The 16,830-nt window shown below is 69.3% G+C and carries 18 protein-coding genes; 9 read left to right on the top strand and 9 right to left on the bottom strand.

The window, feature by feature from the left end; all coding sequences use genetic code 11:
* Positions 1-122 precede the first annotated feature (122 nt).
* The 9 genes from EV386_RS11485 to EV386_RS11520 all read left to right on the top strand — a co-directional run bounded on the left by EV386_RS11485 (position 123) and on the right by EV386_RS11520 (position 7,668).
* Positions 123-1,178: a zinc-dependent alcohol dehydrogenase family protein gene (locus tag EV386_RS11485; RefSeq protein ID WP_130415094.1), complete on the top strand. Its 1,056-nt coding sequence runs from the start codon at positions 123-125 to the stop codon at positions 1,176-1,178.
* A gap of 656 nt (positions 1,179-1,834) precedes the next feature.
* Positions 1,835-2,527 (top strand): alternate-type signal peptide domain-containing protein, encoded by a 693-nt coding sequence (locus EV386_RS11490; protein ID WP_165399905.1) that lies wholly within the window; start codon positions 1,835-1,837, stop codon positions 2,525-2,527.
* Between the two features lie 37 nt (positions 2,528-2,564).
* Positions 2,565-3,335 carry a hypothetical protein gene (locus tag EV386_RS18330; protein WP_165399906.1) on the top strand — a complete coding sequence of 257 codons (771 nt, stop codon included), beginning with the start codon at positions 2,565-2,567 and terminating at the stop codon, positions 3,333-3,335.
* Positions 3,336-3,358: 23 nt separating this feature from the next.
* On the top strand, positions 3,359-3,955 hold the full coding sequence (locus EV386_RS18335) for a signal peptidase I (protein WP_165399907.1): 597 nt from the start codon (positions 3,359-3,361) through the stop codon (positions 3,953-3,955).
* 445 nt (positions 3,956-4,400) lie between these two features.
* A complete protein-coding gene (locus EV386_RS11500) occupies positions 4,401-5,012 on the top strand; it encodes a hypothetical protein (protein ID WP_130415100.1) in 612 nt (203 codons plus the stop codon).
* 106 nt (positions 5,013-5,118) lie between these two features.
* Positions 5,119-5,757 (top strand): hypothetical protein, encoded by a 639-nt coding sequence (locus EV386_RS11505; protein WP_130415102.1) that lies wholly within the window; start codon positions 5,119-5,121, stop codon positions 5,755-5,757.
* A 110-nt stretch (positions 5,758-5,867) separates the two neighbouring features.
* Positions 5,868-6,557, top strand: a complete 690-nt coding sequence (locus EV386_RS11510) for a hypothetical protein (RefSeq protein WP_130415104.1) — start codon at positions 5,868-5,870, stop codon at positions 6,555-6,557.
* Positions 6,554-7,048, top strand: coding sequence for a hypothetical protein (locus EV386_RS11515; protein ID WP_130415106.1), 495 nt, complete (start codon positions 6,554-6,556; stop codon positions 7,046-7,048). The genes EV386_RS11510 and EV386_RS11515 overlap by 4 nt, the downstream gene beginning before the upstream one ends.
* Positions 7,045-7,668: a signal peptidase I gene (locus EV386_RS11520; RefSeq protein WP_130415108.1), complete on the top strand. Its 624-nt coding sequence runs from the start codon at positions 7,045-7,047 to the stop codon at positions 7,666-7,668. Before EV386_RS11515 ends, EV386_RS11520 begins: the two co-directional genes overlap by 4 nt.
* 40 nt (positions 7,669-7,708) lie before the next feature.
* Here EV386_RS11520 and EV386_RS11525 read toward each other — a convergent pair whose 3' ends face one another.
* Genes EV386_RS11525 through EV386_RS11565 form a run of 9 tightly spaced genes read right to left on the bottom strand, consistent with a single transcriptional unit; the run spans position 7,709 to position 16,569 of the window.
* Positions 7,709-9,814 (bottom strand): SpoIIE family protein phosphatase, encoded by a 2,106-nt coding sequence (locus EV386_RS11525; protein WP_130415110.1) that lies wholly within the window; start codon positions 9,812-9,814, stop codon positions 7,709-7,711.
* Between the two features lie 12 nt (positions 9,815-9,826).
* The gene (locus EV386_RS11530; RefSeq protein ID WP_130415112.1) at positions 9,827-10,231 is read right to left on the bottom strand and encodes an ATP-binding protein; all 405 of its coding nucleotides are present in this window, start codon (positions 10,229-10,231) and stop codon (positions 9,827-9,829) included.
* A gap of 12 nt (positions 10,232-10,243) precedes the next feature.
* A complete protein-coding gene (locus EV386_RS11535) occupies positions 10,244-10,549 on the bottom strand; it encodes an STAS domain-containing protein (protein WP_130415114.1) in 306 nt (101 codons plus the stop codon).
* Position 10,550: 1 nt separating this feature from the next.
* A complete protein-coding gene (locus EV386_RS11540) occupies positions 10,551-12,626 on the bottom strand; it encodes a glycogen debranching protein (protein ID WP_130415116.1) in 2,076 nt (691 codons plus the stop codon).
* Positions 12,623-12,973, bottom strand: a complete 351-nt coding sequence (locus EV386_RS11545; RefSeq protein WP_165399910.1) for an STAS domain-containing protein — start codon at positions 12,971-12,973, stop codon at positions 12,623-12,625. The genes EV386_RS11540 and EV386_RS11545 overlap by 4 nt, the downstream gene beginning before the upstream one ends.
* Position 12,974: 1 nt before the next feature.
* Positions 12,975-14,807, bottom strand: coding sequence for an AGE family epimerase/isomerase (locus EV386_RS11550; protein ID WP_130415120.1), 1,833 nt, complete (start codon positions 14,805-14,807; stop codon positions 12,975-12,977).
* Positions 14,808-14,834: 27 nt separating this feature from the next.
* Positions 14,835-15,413 (bottom strand): DJ-1/PfpI family protein, encoded by a 579-nt coding sequence (locus EV386_RS11555; protein ID WP_130415122.1) that lies wholly within the window; start codon positions 15,411-15,413, stop codon positions 14,835-14,837.
* On the bottom strand, positions 15,410-15,952 hold the full coding sequence (locus tag EV386_RS11560) for a hypothetical protein (RefSeq protein ID WP_130415124.1): 543 nt from the start codon (positions 15,950-15,952) through the stop codon (positions 15,410-15,412). The genes EV386_RS11555 and EV386_RS11560 overlap by 4 nt, the downstream gene beginning before the upstream one ends.
* Before the next feature lie 56 nt (positions 15,953-16,008).
* Positions 16,009-16,569 carry a hypothetical protein gene (locus EV386_RS11565; protein WP_130415126.1) on the bottom strand — a complete coding sequence of 187 codons (561 nt, stop codon included), beginning with the start codon at positions 16,567-16,569 and terminating at the stop codon, positions 16,009-16,011.
* Positions 16,570-16,830: the final 261 nt, after the last annotated feature.

Raw genomic sequence — 16,830 nt, forward strand, 5'->3', positions numbered from 1 at the left:
TCGGGACCTCCGGCACCGCCGCGACGGACCTTGCGCCCTATCGACGCAGGCGCAGCCCGTGATCGGGTAGGGAACCGAGGCGTCCACGATGGGGTGGGCGCCCACATGAGGAGGTCCCACCCATGAAGGCACTCGTCTACCACGGCCCGGGCTCGAAAGCGTGGCAGGACGTCCCCGACCCAACGATCCTGCGACCCACAGACGCCATCGTGCGGATCGACACCACGACGATCTGCGGCACCGACCTGCACATTCTCAAGGGCGACGTGCCCGCCGTGACCGACGGGCGGATCCTCGGGCATGAGGGCGTCGGCACCATCACCGAGGTCGGCCCCGGTGTGCAGAGCATGGCCGTGGGCGACCGCGTCATCATCTCGTGCGTCTCGGCGTGCGGCACGTGCGCGTTCTGCCGCCGCGGCCTGTACGCGCACTGCCTGGCCGACGAGGGCGCGCCCGGGTTGGGCTGGATCCTTGGCCACCTGATCGACGGCACGCAGGCCGAGTACGTCCGCGTCCCGTTCGCCGACAGCTCGCTGCACAAGCTTCCCGACGGCGTCGACGACGCGACCGCCGTCATGCTGTCCGACATCCTGCCGACCGGGTTCGAGATCGGCGTGCGCTACGGCAAGGTGTCACCGGGTGACGTCGTCGCCGTGATCGGCGCGGGCCCGGTGGGCCTGGCGTCCATCGCGACCGCGGCGCTCGGAGGTCCGAGCCGCGTCATCGCCGTCGACCTCGACGCCAATCGCTTGGAGCAGGCGCGGCACTTCGGCGCCACGGACACCGTGCGGTCGAGCGAGTCGGACTGGCGTGAGCAGCTTCTGGGCATGACCGACGGGCTGGGCGTCGACGTCGCCATCGAGGCCGTCGGCATTCCCGCCACGTTCACCATGTGCACGCAGATCGTGCGGCCGGGCGGGCACGTCGCCAATGTGGGCGTGCACGGCAGCCCGGTCGAGCTCGCGCTTCAGGATCTGTGGATCCACGACATCACCATCACGACGGGCCTTGTCTCGACGTCGACGACGCCGATGCTGCTGCGCCTGGTGGCCCAGCACAAGCTCCCGGCGGGCGCGTTCGCGACCCACTCGTTCGACCTCGACGAGATCGAGGAGGCGTACGACGTGTTCAGTCGCGCCGCCGAGACCAAGGCGCTCAAGGTGGTGCTGACCCGCTGATGCGCTGAGGCGCTGGTCTGTTCGCCGTCGTCCGTTCAGCGGCGAGCGGCGCGCCGCACCGCAGGCAGGCGCGCCAGACGACGCCCCACACGCCCGCAACGCGTGTGGGGCGTCGTCGTGCGCCGGGGCGAGGTGGGGCGCACGCCGGCGCGGAAGTGCCACATGCGCGACAGCGCCGCGAGAGTTCGCGGGAATGGCGCACACGGGCTTCGCCGGAATGGCGCGTCGGGCCGAAAACGATACCCGCGGCGAAAACGATGGCAAAACGCCATCGGCCCGAGGGATCGCGCCAGCGCGTCATGTGGTCTGACCTCACTCGTAAGGTGAATGTCGTCGGCACTTGCGGAGCCCCCTGAAAGGGACTCCCTGGAGGAGTGCCCGGCACTCTGCGCTCCGGGGCGATCGCCCGCCCCGGAGCGCAGGCAACCCCCTCACGCGAGTTCGAGCATTCGTCGTCCCGTTCGAGCGCCCGGGCGCTCGAACTTCCGCCAAGCGCTCGAACACCGCGCAAATGCTCGAACTCGCGTGCTGGCGACCGTCCCGGGGAGCGCGGGCCGTCCGTCACGCCGACGACGGCGGCGCCCCGTCCGGGGCACCCCACCGTTCCACCGTGACGCGCCCTGACGCGCGAGAGACGAGGCCCTATGAGCCAGAGGATGAGCAAGAGGACGCGCGGCGCGATCGCCGCGATCGCCGGCGGCGTGCTGCTGCTGGGCACCGGCGGCACGTTCGCGCGGTGGGAGGCGTCGACCGGCATCCCTAAGGTCGCGGTCGAGACGGGCAAGCTCGGCGTCGCGAAGACCACCGCCGAGCCGACCTGGTCGTACCTGTCCGGCGGGAACTGGACGACCGTCCCTGCCGGCGAAACGCTGCTGCTCAACCCGGGGATCACCGTCCGCGGCGCCGTCCCCGTCGAGATGACCGTCGAGGGCACGACGCTCGAGGCGACGCTCGGCGCGTCCGGCTCCCTGGTGGCCGCGACCGGCTCACCCCAGGGCCTGGAGGAGCAGTTCACGCTCACCTGGCTCTTTGAGGACGGCAACGGCGTGCGCGAGCTCGTGAGCGGCCCGGGCTCGGTGGTGCTGACCGAAAAGACCACGGGAGACCTCATCGCGCAGATCCACTGGGACGCCGACAAGAACACCCACGGCGACGGCATGGACACCTCCATCTGGCTCGAGAACATGGTCGTCACCTTGACCCAGCGGCTGCCGTCCGATGAGCCTGGCGCCGCCGCGCCCGCGGCCGCTGGTGGATCCAGCGAGCCGCACATCAGCTCGGCGACGCTTTTCGTCTGGGACGGCTCGGACGGCGGGAACGTCACGGTGCATGAGGTGCCCAGACTGTGACGCCGTCAGCCTGAGCCCGGCGCACCCAGGAGCCCCGTTGACCCGCGCCAGGATCGCACTCGTGGCCGCCGGCACGGCCGCCGCACTCGCCGTCACCAGCCTCGCCGCCGACACGCCCGCGACCAGCGCGCGCTGGCGGGTGGCCGGCGGCGCGACGTCGGTGGCCCTGCGCACGGGCGCCGTACAACTGTCGGGTCTGACGCCCGACTTCGGGGCTGGGCCGTACGAACTCGACGGGCTTTACGCCAAGCCCCCGCTGTGCGTCCTGAACTGCTCGTTCGTGCCGGGCGCGCTGACGCTCACCGCAACGGTCACCGGCAGCCTGAAGGGCGCAGCGCTCGACGCCGGGGTGCTGCGGGTCGACCACCAGTGGTCGACCCGCAGCACCCCGGCCGATCAACGCTCATGGGATCAGGTCACCTCCACCACCGACGTCGCGGGCCAGCGCGCCTACGCCGTGTCGGGCTCGACCATCGGGTCGCTGGGCCGGTCGACGACGGAGGTGCTGCTGGTGCGCGCCGGGGCCGCCGTCCCGCCGCGGGAGCGTCGCCCCGTCGTGCGCGTGGCAGCCGACGGCGCGTTCTCGCTGCCGATCGCGTTCACCCTGACCAACGCGGTGATGCCGGCGCCGCCCGAGGTGGTCGGGCCTCGCCTCACCCTTGCGGACGGGACGCTGACGGCGACCGTGATCCAGGTGTTGCCCGACGGCGGCACGTGCGCCTGGCAGGACGCGCTGACCGTGGCGCTGCCGCACGTGCGCGACGACCCGTCCGTGGCGCAGCGAACCCCCACCACGGTCAACGAGTAGGCCACGAGACTGAGGCATCGACCATGAACGCTACCTCCCCCGCCGAACCGGCGCCGGCGACGACGTCTCGCCCCGGCCGCGCGGCACGCGCCGCGTTCGGCGCGCTGACCACCCTGCTGCTGCTCGGACTGGTGCTGCTGGCCGGCGCGGTCGTCGTCGTGCCGCGCGTGCTGGGCGCGGTGCCGCTGGCGGTGCTGTCCGGGTCGATGGAGCCGACCTACTCCCCTGGCGACCTGGTGGTCTCGCGTCCGGTGTCCGGCGACGACGTCGCGCCGGGCGACGTCATCACGTTCCAGCCGACGTCGGGCGATCCCACGCTGGTGACCCACCGGGTCGTGCGGGTGTACGACGGCGATGGCGGCCGCCGACTGGTGACGCGCGGCGACGCCAACACGGCCGACGACGCCCCGCTGGTGGCCGAGCAGGTGATGGGCAAGGTCGCCTACCGGGTGCCGTGGGCCGGGTTCGTCACGACGACGGGCTGGGGGCCGAAGGCGGCCGGCGTCGTCGCGGTCGGGCTCGTCGTTTATGGGGTGGGCACGCTCGCACGCCCAGATCGCGGCGAGGCGGGGTGCTCACGGCCCCGGCGCAGGCGACGAGAGGGCGCTCGGGGGCGATAGCCGCGCGTGCATAGCGGCGACCCGAACACTCTGGGTCGCCCACTCCAAGGCCTCGCACAATTGGAAACCGATATCTCTCAATTTGAGCGCGCAATGACGAGTGCTCGGAGTTATATTCGCCACAAGCCCGCGGATCTGGGGACCCGCGCAGGCTGGTCGGCACCCGACACGGGTGACCGCATCGAAGCGTCGCGAGCGCATCGCCCGTCCGAGGCGTGGCCCCTCCTCCGCAACGGAGTATGAGAGGTTCTGCGCGGCGCGTGGCGCCCTGCAAAGACAACGAAGTCGACGCCGTGCCCGGAAGTCGTTCGGCGCATGGCCATTCAGCGACTACGGCGGCGCCGTAGCGCTCACCACTTCCACGAATGACGGAAGGCGATAGCGCATGCCCAGATTGAACAGCACAGCCGGGCGCGGACTCCTTGCCTCTGTGGCGGTACTCGGCATGAGCGCTGCGACCGTCGGCCTGGTTCCGACGGGCGCGGCGTGGAGTTCCAGGGTCGCGTTCACGGGTACCGCCGGGGTCACGGAATTCACCATTGACCCGAATCCCGCCCCCTTCACCGGGGATGTCGACATGCTCGACGGCGGCGCTGCCCGTGCCGTCCCGGACTCGACCGATGCCGACGCCGACGACCCGACCCGCGATCCGGCCGACACCGGACCCACGGCACCAGCCGAACCGGCGCCACCAGCCAACCCCGACCCCCCTGGTGACGAGGTCCAGTTCCTCGAGGTCCGTGAGGCTGGCCCGCCGTTGGGTGCTTGGGGCCGCGGACCCCTCCGCGTCACACCGGACCTCGCCCCCGGGGGCACGGTCACGGTCGACGTCCGGGCGAGCCCGGCGACCGCGATCTCGCTCGACCCCACCGCGATCACCGCCTGGCTCGTCGATGATGCGGGCCACGCCGTCGAACTCATCGATGTCACCATCGCCGCGCACAGCGATGACGGGCGCCCGTACTACCGGGTTTCCGCGACGCTGCGGCACTCCGGCGACACCGCCGAGCTCACGAACGGAACTGTCCACCTCGCAGTCAGCGCGGCAGGCAGATAGCCCGTCGGTCCCGGCCCCACCCGTCGCCCTTGAGGGTCCGGGAAGTTGAGACACGAACCCTGGCGCGCGGCCCGAACGCGCGTCGCACACGAGAAGGAACAGGATGATGCGCAAGAACACGAAGATCAGGATCGGCCTCGCGAGCCTGGCGATCCTGGGGCTCGGGGCCGCGGCGACGTCGGCCGCGTGGACGTCTGACGTGAAGTTCACGGGACTGGCCGGTGTGGCCGGGTTCGACCCGGTCGTCGCCGTCACCGTCTACGGCACCGCTCCCACCGAGGACGACTTCTCTCACGCGGAGGGCATCGACATCCTCCTTGACGGGACGTGGTGGGACGCGGATGCGGGTCGGTGGGACAAGGCTGGTGCCGAGAGTGCACTGCCTGGGGCAACCGTCTCCGCCAACGGGGTGGCTCTGTGGTACACCCAAACCCTCACCGTGAAGGACGCGGCGGGGGGCAAGCTGGACATCAAGTCGGTCGCGGGATCTGAGGACTTCTGGGCGGACCTCGGGAGTGCGAAGACCGTGTACCCAGTGGAGGGCCAGCCCACCCGCATCGCTCGCACTGCATTCTCCTCAAGTGATGGGGGCATGACCTGGACGGCGGCACTGACCGTCCTGACGCAGCCGCAGATCGTTGAGGGTGCGGTCAACACACAGGTCCCCGTGGCGGTCGGCCCCGTGCAGATCACCGCGTCTGGCATCGGCTTCGCGCCGACGGGTCCGACGCCGCCGGCCCCGTGACCTGACACCCGCGCCTCGCGCTCGCGCGGCGCCATCCCCTGGGTGGGGCGCCGGACGCCATTCGGGCGTCCCGCCCAGGCTTCTTCCACAATCCGTCAGGAGGAACTCCGATGCCACACGCCGCATGGCGCGTCGCTCGCCTGACCGTCGTCATGCTCTTCGCGGGCGGTCTCCTCGCGGCGACCGGCCCGACTGCGACGGCGGGCCCCACCGCTGTTGACGACGGCGACCTCACCCCGTCGTCGCATCTGACGTTCGAGCGGCTCCGCCCCGGGGAGACCCGGTGGCAGACCCTCGACGTCACCTCGACCTTCGCCACCGACGGCGCCACCACATTCCTTGCGGTGACGGGCGTCGGCGACCTCGCCGACTCGATCGCCACGACCGTCCTGGGCTGCGCCGATCCGTGGGTCGGTGACACGTGCGCCGGCTCGCAGGTCGACCTCGCGGTCGGCTGGCGGTTCGACAGCGACGGCCGGGTTCCCGCGTTGCCCGTCCCCGCCCAGGGCACGACCCACCTGCGAGTGGGCCTCACCGTCGACGACGACGTCGACCCGTCCGAGGCCGCCGAGCTCGCGTATCGCCTCACCGCGCAGGGCGACGACGTCGCGCCCGGCACGACCGCCGGGGGCTCCCCCGCCGTCGGCGCTGCATCTTGGCTGCCCCGCACGGGTACGACGCCTGGTCTGACCCTCCTCGCCGCGGCGGCGCTGACCGGAGCGGGCGTGACCCTGCTGGGCGCCGCGTCGATGCGCCGTCGTCGGCTCGCGCGCTGCCATGCCTCAGGAGCGATCCGATGATCCACGCACCCGTCAGGCACGCACGTGTCGCTCAGGCGGCGCTGGCGATCACCTGCGTGCTTGTGCTCACGGCCGCGACCGGTGCCGCGCAGCAGGCGCCGGCGCCCGAGGCGGCGCCGTCCGCCGAGGCGCCCGGGGCCGGCGCGGTGGTCGACACCGTCGTGGTCCAGGTCGACTGGACGTATGCGCCGCCCCAGGCCGACCCTGCCGATCCGGGCGATCCGGGCGATCCGGGCGAGCCGCCTGCGCCGGCGTCCGAGGTCGACGCGCCGCCGGTCGGCGCCCCGCAGGCCGATGACGCCGCAGCCTCCGACACCACCACCGTCGATGACGGTGCGCCACCGGGCGGCGACGTCGTTCCGCAGCCCCCGCCAGACCCGGCTGGCGAGCCGGAGGCGCCCGACGCCGAACTGGCACCGCTCGCGACGGAGGCTCCCACGAGCGGGGCCAGCGCCGCGGGCGACGTCGGGTCGCAGGAGCCGTCGCCGTGAAGTGGCTGCGCCGCGTCGGCAACGCCGCGCTGACCCTGGCCGCCGTCGTCGGCGTGCTGGGCGGCGCGCTGTTCGTGGCCGTCCAGGTCGGCGCGCTGCAGACCCTGGTGGTGACCTCGGGCTCCATGAGCCCGATGATCCTGCGAGGTGACGCGCTCATCGCCCACAAGGTCGCGGCGCGCGACCTCGCGGTGGGCGACGTCGTCACCGTGCCGCAGTCCGACGCCAGCCTGGTGACGCACCGCGTGGTGGCGATCGAGGCTGCCGACGCGCCCGACGCCCGCACGCTGACGCTCCAGGGGGACGCGAACGACATCCCCGACGCCAGCACCTACACCGTGTCCGACGCCTGGCGGATGTGGCTGCGCGTCCCCGCGGGCGGCGCCATCGTCACGACGGCGCGTCAGCCGCAGGTGCTCATCCCGGCGGCCGTCGGGATGGGCGCGCTGGTCGCGTTGGCCTGCGTGCCGACCGGCAAACGTGACGAGGACGCACTCACCCGGCCTGTCGTCGCCGCCCCCGAGCCGGCGCCGGACTCTGGCGAGAGCGCAGACGCGGCGGGCGCCCCGCTGGGTCACGGGGGCGACGAGGGCTCTCCTCGGGCTGGCGCAAGACGCTGACGACGATCCGACGGCCAGGCGGCCGGTAGCGGTGGCGTGCCTACGCCGTCGCGGGTCCCGCGTACCGGCAGAACAGCATGGTGATGTCGTCCGACTGCTCCTCACCGTCCGCGAAGGTCTCGACGGCGGCGTACACGCTGTCGACCACCGCGTGCGCGGGCTGGTCGACCAGCGCCGAGAGGTCGTCGAGCAACCGGTCGCTGCCGTACATCTGCGACGTGCGGTTGAACGCCTCGGTGACGCCGTCGGTGTAGAGCAGCAGGGCGTCGCCGGGTTCGAGCCGCAGGCTCTGGGTCACGAACGACTTGCCCGCGAAGACGCCCAGCGGCGGCGCCTTCGGCACCTCGAGGTAGGCGATCTTTCGGCTCGCCGCCCGGTAGAGCACCGGCGGGTTGTGGCCGGCGCTCGCGTAGCAGTACTCGCCTGTCGTGAGGTCGAGCACGGAGTAGTACGTGGTGACGAACATCGAGGAGTTGTTGTCCGCGACGAGCAGGTTGTTCACCGTGCTCAGCACCTGAGCGGGCGGCAGGTGCATGTTGTTCTTGATGAGCGTCTTCGCGATGACCATGAAGAGGGCTGCGGGGACGGACTTGCCTGACACATCCGCGATGACCAGGGCGATCTTGGTCTCCTCCTCGTCGAGGAAGAAGAAGTCGTAGAAGTCGCCGCCCACCTCCTTGGCGGGGAGCATGAACGTGGCCAGGTGGAGATCGTCCCGGTCGGAGTACGGCGGGAAGATCTTCGGCAGCATGTCGTCTTGGATGTCCGTGGCGATGCGCAGGTCGGAGTTGATCCGCTCCTTCTCGGCCGTGACTCGGGCGAGGTCGGAGGCACGCTGCTTGAGGTTGGCCGTCATCTGGTTGAAGCCGGTGGCGAGCTCGCCGATCTCGTCGTTCGATCGCACGTCGACCTTGGCGTCGAGGTTGCCGGAGCCCACCTCGGCGACGCCCGCGGCGAGCGTCGTGATCGGTTTGGTGATCGAGCGTGACACGGCGATCGACAGGAGCGCCACGAGTGCGAGCACCGAGGGGAAGATCACCGCGAAGCGTCGTCGTTCGGCGGCCAACTGCTCCTGGATGCGCGTCTGCGCCTCGTCGGCCTTGTCCCTGACGACGGCCTCGAGCTGCCGGGCGTTGGTCTCGATCTCGTGGACCGGCACCGCGAACCCGAGCGACCAGCCGGTGGCGGCCATGGGCGCGTAGGCGATGTGATAGGCGGTGCCGTCGATGGCGGCCGTGATCCGGCCGCGCAGCGACTGGCCCTTCACGGCAAGGACGTCCGCGTATCGGGACCTCACCGCGGCTTGGTCCTGCAGCTGCGCGGCGGTCAGGTTGGTGTCGACGATGACGTTGCCCGCCGCGTCGACGAGGAACGCCCGGCCTGTCTCGCCGATCTGCAGTGCCCGCAGGTCGACGTCCACCTTCGCCAGGGGGATGTCCGCGGCGACGACGCCCGCGATCGTGCCGTCAGGGTGGCGGAACGCCTGGGCGCCAGTGACGTGCGGCTCGCCGGTGACCGCGTCCGGGTAGACGTCGGTCCACGCCAAGCCGTCGGTCGCCGACGCAATCTCGAACCAGGGCCGTGCGCGCGGGTCCCAGTCGGGGGCGTGCTCACGCGGGGAGTCGGCGAGCTGGAACATGATCCCCGACGCCGTCCCGACATAGGCGGACATGATCGTCGGGTTGGCCTGGATGAGCATCCGGATCAGGTAGAACGAGTTGCGCACCAACTCGAGCTCGTCGTCGACCTGCGGCGTCCTGGCGACCGTGGAGGGGATGTGCACACCGAGTGACAGCCCGTCGAGCTCATCGGTTCCCGGTGTCGGCAGCGCGTTCGCGAAGCTGTCGGGCTGCGCGTAGAGCTCCTCCATGTACCGGGTGATGTTCGCGATGTCGTCCTTGACGCGCGTGATCGCGACGTCGTATCTCGTGGCCTGCGCCGTCGCCAGCAGGCTCAGGTACGACTTGGCCTGGTACGTCAACTTGTCCTGCGAGCGCCGCAGCGTCACGTCGCTGACCTCGGCGTTGATCTCCTGGGACGCCCGCGACAGGGCACGCATCTCGCTGTAGGAGAAGGCGAAGATCGTCCCCATGGCGACCGTCGCGACGATCAGGATCACGGCGAGCAGACGCGTGCCGAACCTCATGCTGCGCACGGCTCAGTACCCCTTGGTGAGTGTCAGGACGTTGATGCCCTCACGCCGCTCGTAGCGCACGTCGTCGGCCCGCTGCAGCGCCATCATGATGCCGAGCCCGCCGATCTCGCGTTCGGCCATCGGCACGTCGAGGGCGGGTGAGGGCTGGTCGAGTGGGTTGAACGGGATGCCGGAGTCCTCGAACCGCACGACGACGGCGTGGGCCGCCGTGTCGTGGTCCCAGGTGACCGTCAGCCGCCCACCGCCGTTGGGGTAGGCGTAGCTGACGATGTTGACGAGGATCTCCTCGCAGGCCAGCCTCAGGTCGAACGCGACCTTCGCGTCGAGCCCCTGTGTCAGGGTGTCGACGAGGCTGAGCATGTCGTCGACCGCCTCGGGGGACGCGTCGAACTGCCTGCGGGTGATCATGGCGGCCGCTGCCTATGCCGCGAACTCGAAGTAGCCGTCAAGCCCGCTGGTGACGAACACGTCCTGCACGTTGGGCGACGCGTCGGTGAGGGCGATCTCGAGTTCGCCGTCCGCGGCGATCTTCTGCTTGGCGAAGACCATGGCCCGGATGCCGGCGCTCGAGATGTACTCGAGCCCCGAGCAGTCGAACTCGATCCGGCTCACGCCGGCGCCGACCAGGGTGCGCAACTCCTCCATGAGCACGGAGGCGGTCGAGAAGTCGAGCTTCCCGGTCAGGGCGATGTGGGTGGTCTCTCCCACGGACTGGATGAATCGCATGTCAGACTCCTTGCGTCGTTGAGGTGAGGACGATGACCGACCGCGCGGGCACGCGCAGTTGTCCGTCGCTGGGGTGGTCCGCGTCGACGGCGGAGGCGAGGCTCTTCTCCCACGTGAAGCCGGGTGGGAGCTGCGGCAGCTGGAAGTCGACGTCCTGCCAGTGCATGTTGAGCGCGATGTACACGAAGTCGTCGTCTCCGCAGAACAGCGTCGCGAAGGTCGTGCCCCCGTACTCGGCGTCCCATGGCCGCACGCCGTGGATCGACACGCGCGGGTAGCCGTTCTTGGTTGGGCTTCCCGCGTCGCGTGAGCTGCGCAGGCACTCGTGGTCGCGGCGCAGCGCGATGAGCCTCTTCGTGTACTCGAAGATGTCGCCGTTGCGCTCGAGGTCCTGCCAGTCGAGCCAGGCGATCTCGTTGTCCTGGCAGTAGGCGTTGTTGTTCCCGCCTTGGGAGTTGCCGAACTCGTCGCCGGCCAGCAGCATCGGCACACCGTGGCTCAGCAGCAGCACGGACAGGGCGTTCTTGACCATCTGGTGACGCAGCGCCCGCGTCTGCTCGACGGTGGCGCCGGGGAGTTGGCAGTCCCAGGAGTGGTTGTCGTTGCCGCCGTCGCGGTTGCCCTCACCGTTGGCCAGGTTCTGTTTCTCGTTGTAGCTGAACAGGTCCATGAGCGTGAAGCCGTCGTGCGCCGTGATGAAGTTGACCGACGCGCAGTGCCCGCGATGTTGCGGGTCGTAGACGTGCGGCGAGCCCTGCATGGCCTGGGCGGCCCGCCACGTGACGCCCGAGTCGCCCTTGAGGAAGCGCCGCACGTCGTCGCGGTACTTGCCGTTCCATTCGGTCCAACGCCCCCAGGACGGGAAGGTGCCCACCTGGTACATGCCGCCGGCGTCCCACGCCTCGGCGATGAGCTTGCACTTGCCGAGCACGGGGTCGAACGCGAGGCTCTCCAGCAGCGGGGGGTTCTCCAGCGGCGCGCCGTTCTGGTCGCGGCCCAGGATCGATGCGAGGTCGAACCGGAACCCGTCGATGTGGTACTCCGACGCCCAATACCGCAGGCAGTCGAGGATCATGTTCCGCACCACGGGGTTGTTGCAGTTGAGCGTGTTGCCGCAGCCGGAGAAGTTGTAGTACCAGCCGTCGGGCGTGAGCAGGTAGTACGTCTTGTTGTCAACGCCGCGGAATGAGATGTAGGGGCCGTTCTCGTTGCCCTCGGCGGTGTGGTTGAACACCACGTCGAGGATGACCTCGATGCCGTTGCGGTGCAGGTCGCGCACCAGCGCCTTGAGCTCGTCGGCCTGCATGCCGAGGTGGCCGGTGGCCGCGAGGCCCGCCTTGGGCGCGAAGAACCCGACCGTGGAGTAGCCCCAGTAGTTGAGCAGCCGGGTCGAGCCGTCCGGGCTCATGCGCCAGTTCTCGAACTCGTCGAACTCGTAGACCGGCAGCAGTTCGACGGCGTTGATCCCCAGGTCGTTGAGGTACGGGATCTTCTCGCGCACGGCTGCGAAGGTGCCCGGGTGCTTGACGCCCGACGACGGATGCGCCGTCAGGCCTCGCACGTGCGCCTCGTAGATGACCAGGTCCTCCATGGGGATCTGGAGCGGCCGGTCGCCCTGCCAGTCGAAGTCGTTCTGGAGGATGCGCGAGCGCAGCGGGCGCAGCGCGCCGTCGTCGGGCATCTCGCCCCAGACGTCACGCCCCGAGATGATCTGCGCGTAGGGGTCGAGGAGGATCTTGTCCGGGTCGAACCAGTGGCCCTGCGCGAAGTCGTTCGGGCCATCCATGATGTAGCCGTACTCGGTGTCCTCGTAGTCGAGGCCGTAGACCACCATCGCGAAGACGTGGCCGATGCGGAACTCGTCGAGGAACGGGATGACGGCGTAGGGCTCGGGCTCGCCACGGTGGAACAGCGCGAGCTTGCACGACGTCGCATGGCTCGAGTAGATGCTGAAGTTGACGCCGCCCTCGACGATGGTCGCGCCGAACGGCATGACACGTCCGGGGCGGAGCTTGATGCCCTCGTGCTCGTGCGTGGGGAAGGAGTCGACGCGCACGACCTGCCCGGTCGGGCTCATGGGGTCGCCCCCGTCGCGGTGAGCGCCGCCAGCGCCTGTGTCCGGTCGCCGAAGGCCTCCAGCACGTCCTCGAACCCGGTCATGACGATGACGTCCCACACGGCGGGCTGCACGCCGCACAGCACGGCCTTGCATCCGGCCATCGCCGCCTGCTTGGCGGCGATGAGCAGCACGCGCAGCCCCGAGCTGGCGACGTAGTCGCATGCCGTCATGTCGATGACGAGCCTGCCGCCCGGCTCGATGGCCGTGATGAGCGCCTCGCGCGCGACCTGTGAGCCGGCGTTGTCGAGCCTGCCGGCCAGCGCGACGACAGCGGCGCCGTCGACGGCGGTCTTGTCGATGTTCACCTCAGGCCCCGTTCTGGGCGGCCGTGGGCTCAAGGGTGACCTTGATCCGCGGGCGGTGGGCGACGTCGGGCAGGGTGACGGTGAGCTCGCCCGCGTCGAACGCGGTCCACGGCTCGCCGTCGACGGTCACCGAGGCGATCTTGACGCTGCCGGTCGGCAGGATGTCGGGCGAGACGCGCAGGACGCCGTCGGGGAACCCGCCGGGCAGCGGCTTGAAGTGCAGGTCCAGCGGCTTGCCGGTCGCGAGCAGGTTGGTGTAGGTCTGCGCGAGGTAGGCCAACTCGATCGAGTGGTAGCCGCTCATCGAGTGGCTGCCCTTCTGCCGCTCGGTGCCCAGTGCGTACGGCAGGCCGTTGGCGAGCACGTTGAAATAGACGGCGCCGTCCTCGTGGTCGAGGAAGTAGTTGTTGTAGAACGCCGCCGACTCGCGCGCGTACTTGAGGTACTCCGGCTTTCCGAGGATCCCGTACAGGATCTCGTAGGCGAGCACACCCTGCTCCTGCTGCCACCAGGCCTTGCGGTCGTGCCACACGAAGCGCGGCTGAGTCTCGCCCTCGGGGATCTCGCGCTCGACGACGTCGTACCAGCCGCCGCGCTGGGCGTCCATACCGTACTTCGGCATGAGCTCGGCGATCTTCTCCGCGAGCTCGACGTACCGCGCGTCGGGAGCGATCGAGTGGATGCGCATGAGGTTCCACGCGATCTTGAGGTTGTGGCCCACGACTGCGCGGTTCTGCTGCCAGTCCCACGTCAGGTCGCGGCTCCAGTCGTCGAAGAACCGCTCGTTGACGAAGGGGCTGTGCTCGTAGTCGGGGAAGTGCTCGGCGATGCAGTCGGCCGTGTACTTGAGGAACTCCTTGTGCTCCTCGGCGCCCGTGGCCAGCCACAGGTTGATGAGGTACGCGGGGGCGTGGTCGCCCACCGAGTTCCAGTTCTTCTTCGCCTTGTTCTTTCCCAGCGACTCACTGTGGGCGCTGAGCGTGATCGGGTCGACGTGCGAGTAGTAGCCGCCCTTGTCGTGGTCCTTGAAGAACCGGTCGAACAGGCGCAGCGTCAGGTCGATGTCGCGCCGGATCGCAGGGTCACCCGTGATCCGGTAGGTCTGGGTCGGGCCGGCGAGCGCGTAGATCTGCTCGTACATGGGCACGGCGTCGTAGTCGTCGCCGAACTCGGAGGCGAAGACCTTGGTCTCGCGCCCGCCCTTGACGTCGATGCCGTGGTACCAGTACGCGACGTCCTCGTCGGTGTCGTAGAAGCGCATGTGGTCGCGCAGGTACGTGGACCCGGCCTCCGCGGCCTCGAGGAACAGGTCCTCGCCCGTGAGCAGGTAGGTGCTCGCGAAGCCGTAGACCAGACGCGAGATGGTGTCGGTCTCCTGGCGGAAGCTGCCCAGCCGCTCACCGCTGAGCGAGAGGTTGGTGCGGTAGGTGTCGTAGTTGACGCGCACCTCGTCGCCGACCTTGTCGAACTGGGCGTCGATGAAGAACTCAGCGATCGACTTGGCCTGCTTGATCCACCAGTCGGGCTCCTCGAACCGCCAGCGCGTGGCGTCACGCCCGACGAAGTCGATGTGCTGGGCCTCCATGACCCCGGGGGTGTCCGGGTAGTAGGCGCCGTAGGCGAAGAGGAACCGGCCCGGTGCGAGCATCTCGGGGACCGCCGCCGTCGTGTCGAACCAGGGCTCGCCCAGGTTGCGGATCATCTTGGCGTAGAGCGTGGCGGTGAGCTTGACGGTCACCTCGCGCCCGTCGCTCGTGGTGAGCACGAACGACCCGGAGTCGCGGTCGAAGGACTTGACGTATCCGCCTATTGAGTCCGAGAAAGAGAATTGCATCGTGATCTGGTCCTTTTCGCTACTACTTCAGTTCAGTTCGCGTTTGAGCGTCTCGATGAACAGCTCGGTGACCCCGGGGTGCTTCGCGGTGATCAGGCCGCCATCGATGACGATGTCGGTGGTCTGCGCGCCGTCGTAGGCGATGACGCCTCCGGCGTTCTCGACGTCGCAGACGACGTTGTGCGCGCAGGTGACCCGACGTCCGGTCAGCAGTGCGGAGTCTGCGCACAAGAGCCACAGCGAGTGGCAGATCGTCCCGACCTTGAGGCGCCCGGCGTCCATGAGCCGGATGGCTGCCCGCAGGAACTCCACCGCGGGCGCGGTGTTCGCCGCGCCCGGCGCGACCTCAACCTGGTAGCGCAAACGGTCCATGGCGTAGCCGCCGATGAGCACGATCGCGTCGTAGTCGCCGGGGTCGACCGTGGTCACACAGGTCGTCACGACCACCTCGGAGGTGTGGTCGTTGCCCTCGAAGGTGAGAGCGTCCTGCCCCCACAGGTACGACAGGTACTCGACCTCGTAGCCGTCCACGGCGAAGTGCTCGTTGAACAGGTTGAACTCGGTCTCGTCGTAGTGCGACTCGATCAGAACCCCGACGCGCCTCATGCGACGGCGCCGGCTTCGATGTTCTTTTTGATGCGGGCCGTCATCCACTCGGCGATCTCGGGGACGTCGAGCTCCTTGTGCGTCTCGCCCTCACCCAGCAAGCCGTAGAACTGCGCCGGCGGCAGGTACATGGTGACCTCGCCCTCGACGCAGGTGTTGAAGATGCGCAGCTTGTCGCCGGCGTCCGCGAACATCTCGGCCATCAGGGCGTACAGGTTGGTGCTGATGGCGCGGCGCCACTCCTGGCTGACCGCGCCCTCCATGACAAAAGTCTGCAAGCGCACCACGACCTCGCCGTTGCGCTCCCCGCCCCAGGCCCATCGGCACTGCTCGACGTTGACCATCGTCCAGCCCGGCATGACGCGCTCGACGGTCTGCTTGGCGAGGGCGTGGTTGGGGTCCGCGGGACCCCAGCCCAGTCCGACGGCGAAGCTGGTGGAGATCGTGTCGCGCAGCACGGCGGTGATGCGCGTCTCGAGTTCGCGGACAAAGGGCTCGGGCAGCTCGGTACCGCAAACCTTGAGCTCAACCATGGGCATGATGCGTTCCTCCTGAAGAATGGTTCTGTGTCAGCCGGGTTCTGTTGGTGCGCCGCTCAGGCCTTGACGCCCGAGAGCAGGTGATCAGCGGCGAAGACGTCCCGGTAGAACGTGAGCTGCTCGCTCTTGAAGTGGCAGGCGCCGCGGTGACCGCGACGGACCCAGCAGACCGTGCCCTTGGCGATGGTCTCGTGCGTGACATCGTCCATACACGCCCACTCGAAGTGCACGAACTCCTGGTGGAACATCACGATCGGCCAGGTCATGGTGACGCCGGGCTGTGCCAGCAGCGCCCACCAGTGCTTCTCCCGCTCCTTCTGCTGCTCCAGCCCGTAGAACGGGCCGTCCTGGCAGAAGTAGACGAGGTCCTCGCGATACTCGGCCGTCAGAATGTCTCCGCGGCCCTGGCGCAGCGCCTCACAGTGAGTGGGCCACCACTCGCGGTTCTCGCGCTCGACCTGCTCCCAGGTGTAGTTCTCATCCACCTCGGGAAGGGGCGCCTCTTTGAGCTCCGCGAACTCCTCGGCCAGTGCGATGAGCCGCGTCGCCGTCACGGCGTCAACCGCACCGGGACGGGAGTAGTCGGCGGAAAGGTCTTGGTAATAGGGCGCGCGCATGCGTGCGTCTCCTCCAGTCGCAGATTGCCTGCCGTGGCGTCAGTTCGTCCGACATAAAGATCCCCTGCGACACGGGGCGACACGCCTCAAAAGCGTGTCCTGATCGTTCAAGCGTCGTCACGATGCGCTGATCCTCAACAGGCCATGTAGCCGCCCCTCGGCTTGGTCATGGCGACGGCTCCCCGGTCAACGGAGAGCAAACCTCTGCCGGGCACCGCGTCGATCGCCCCGCGCCATCACTTGACACCAAGCGTCAAAACT

The sequence above is a fragment of the Xylanimonas ulmi genome (assembly GCF_004216535.1).
Classification (GTDB): Bacteria; Actinomycetota; Actinomycetes; order Actinomycetales; family Cellulomonadaceae; genus Xylanimonas; species Xylanimonas ulmi.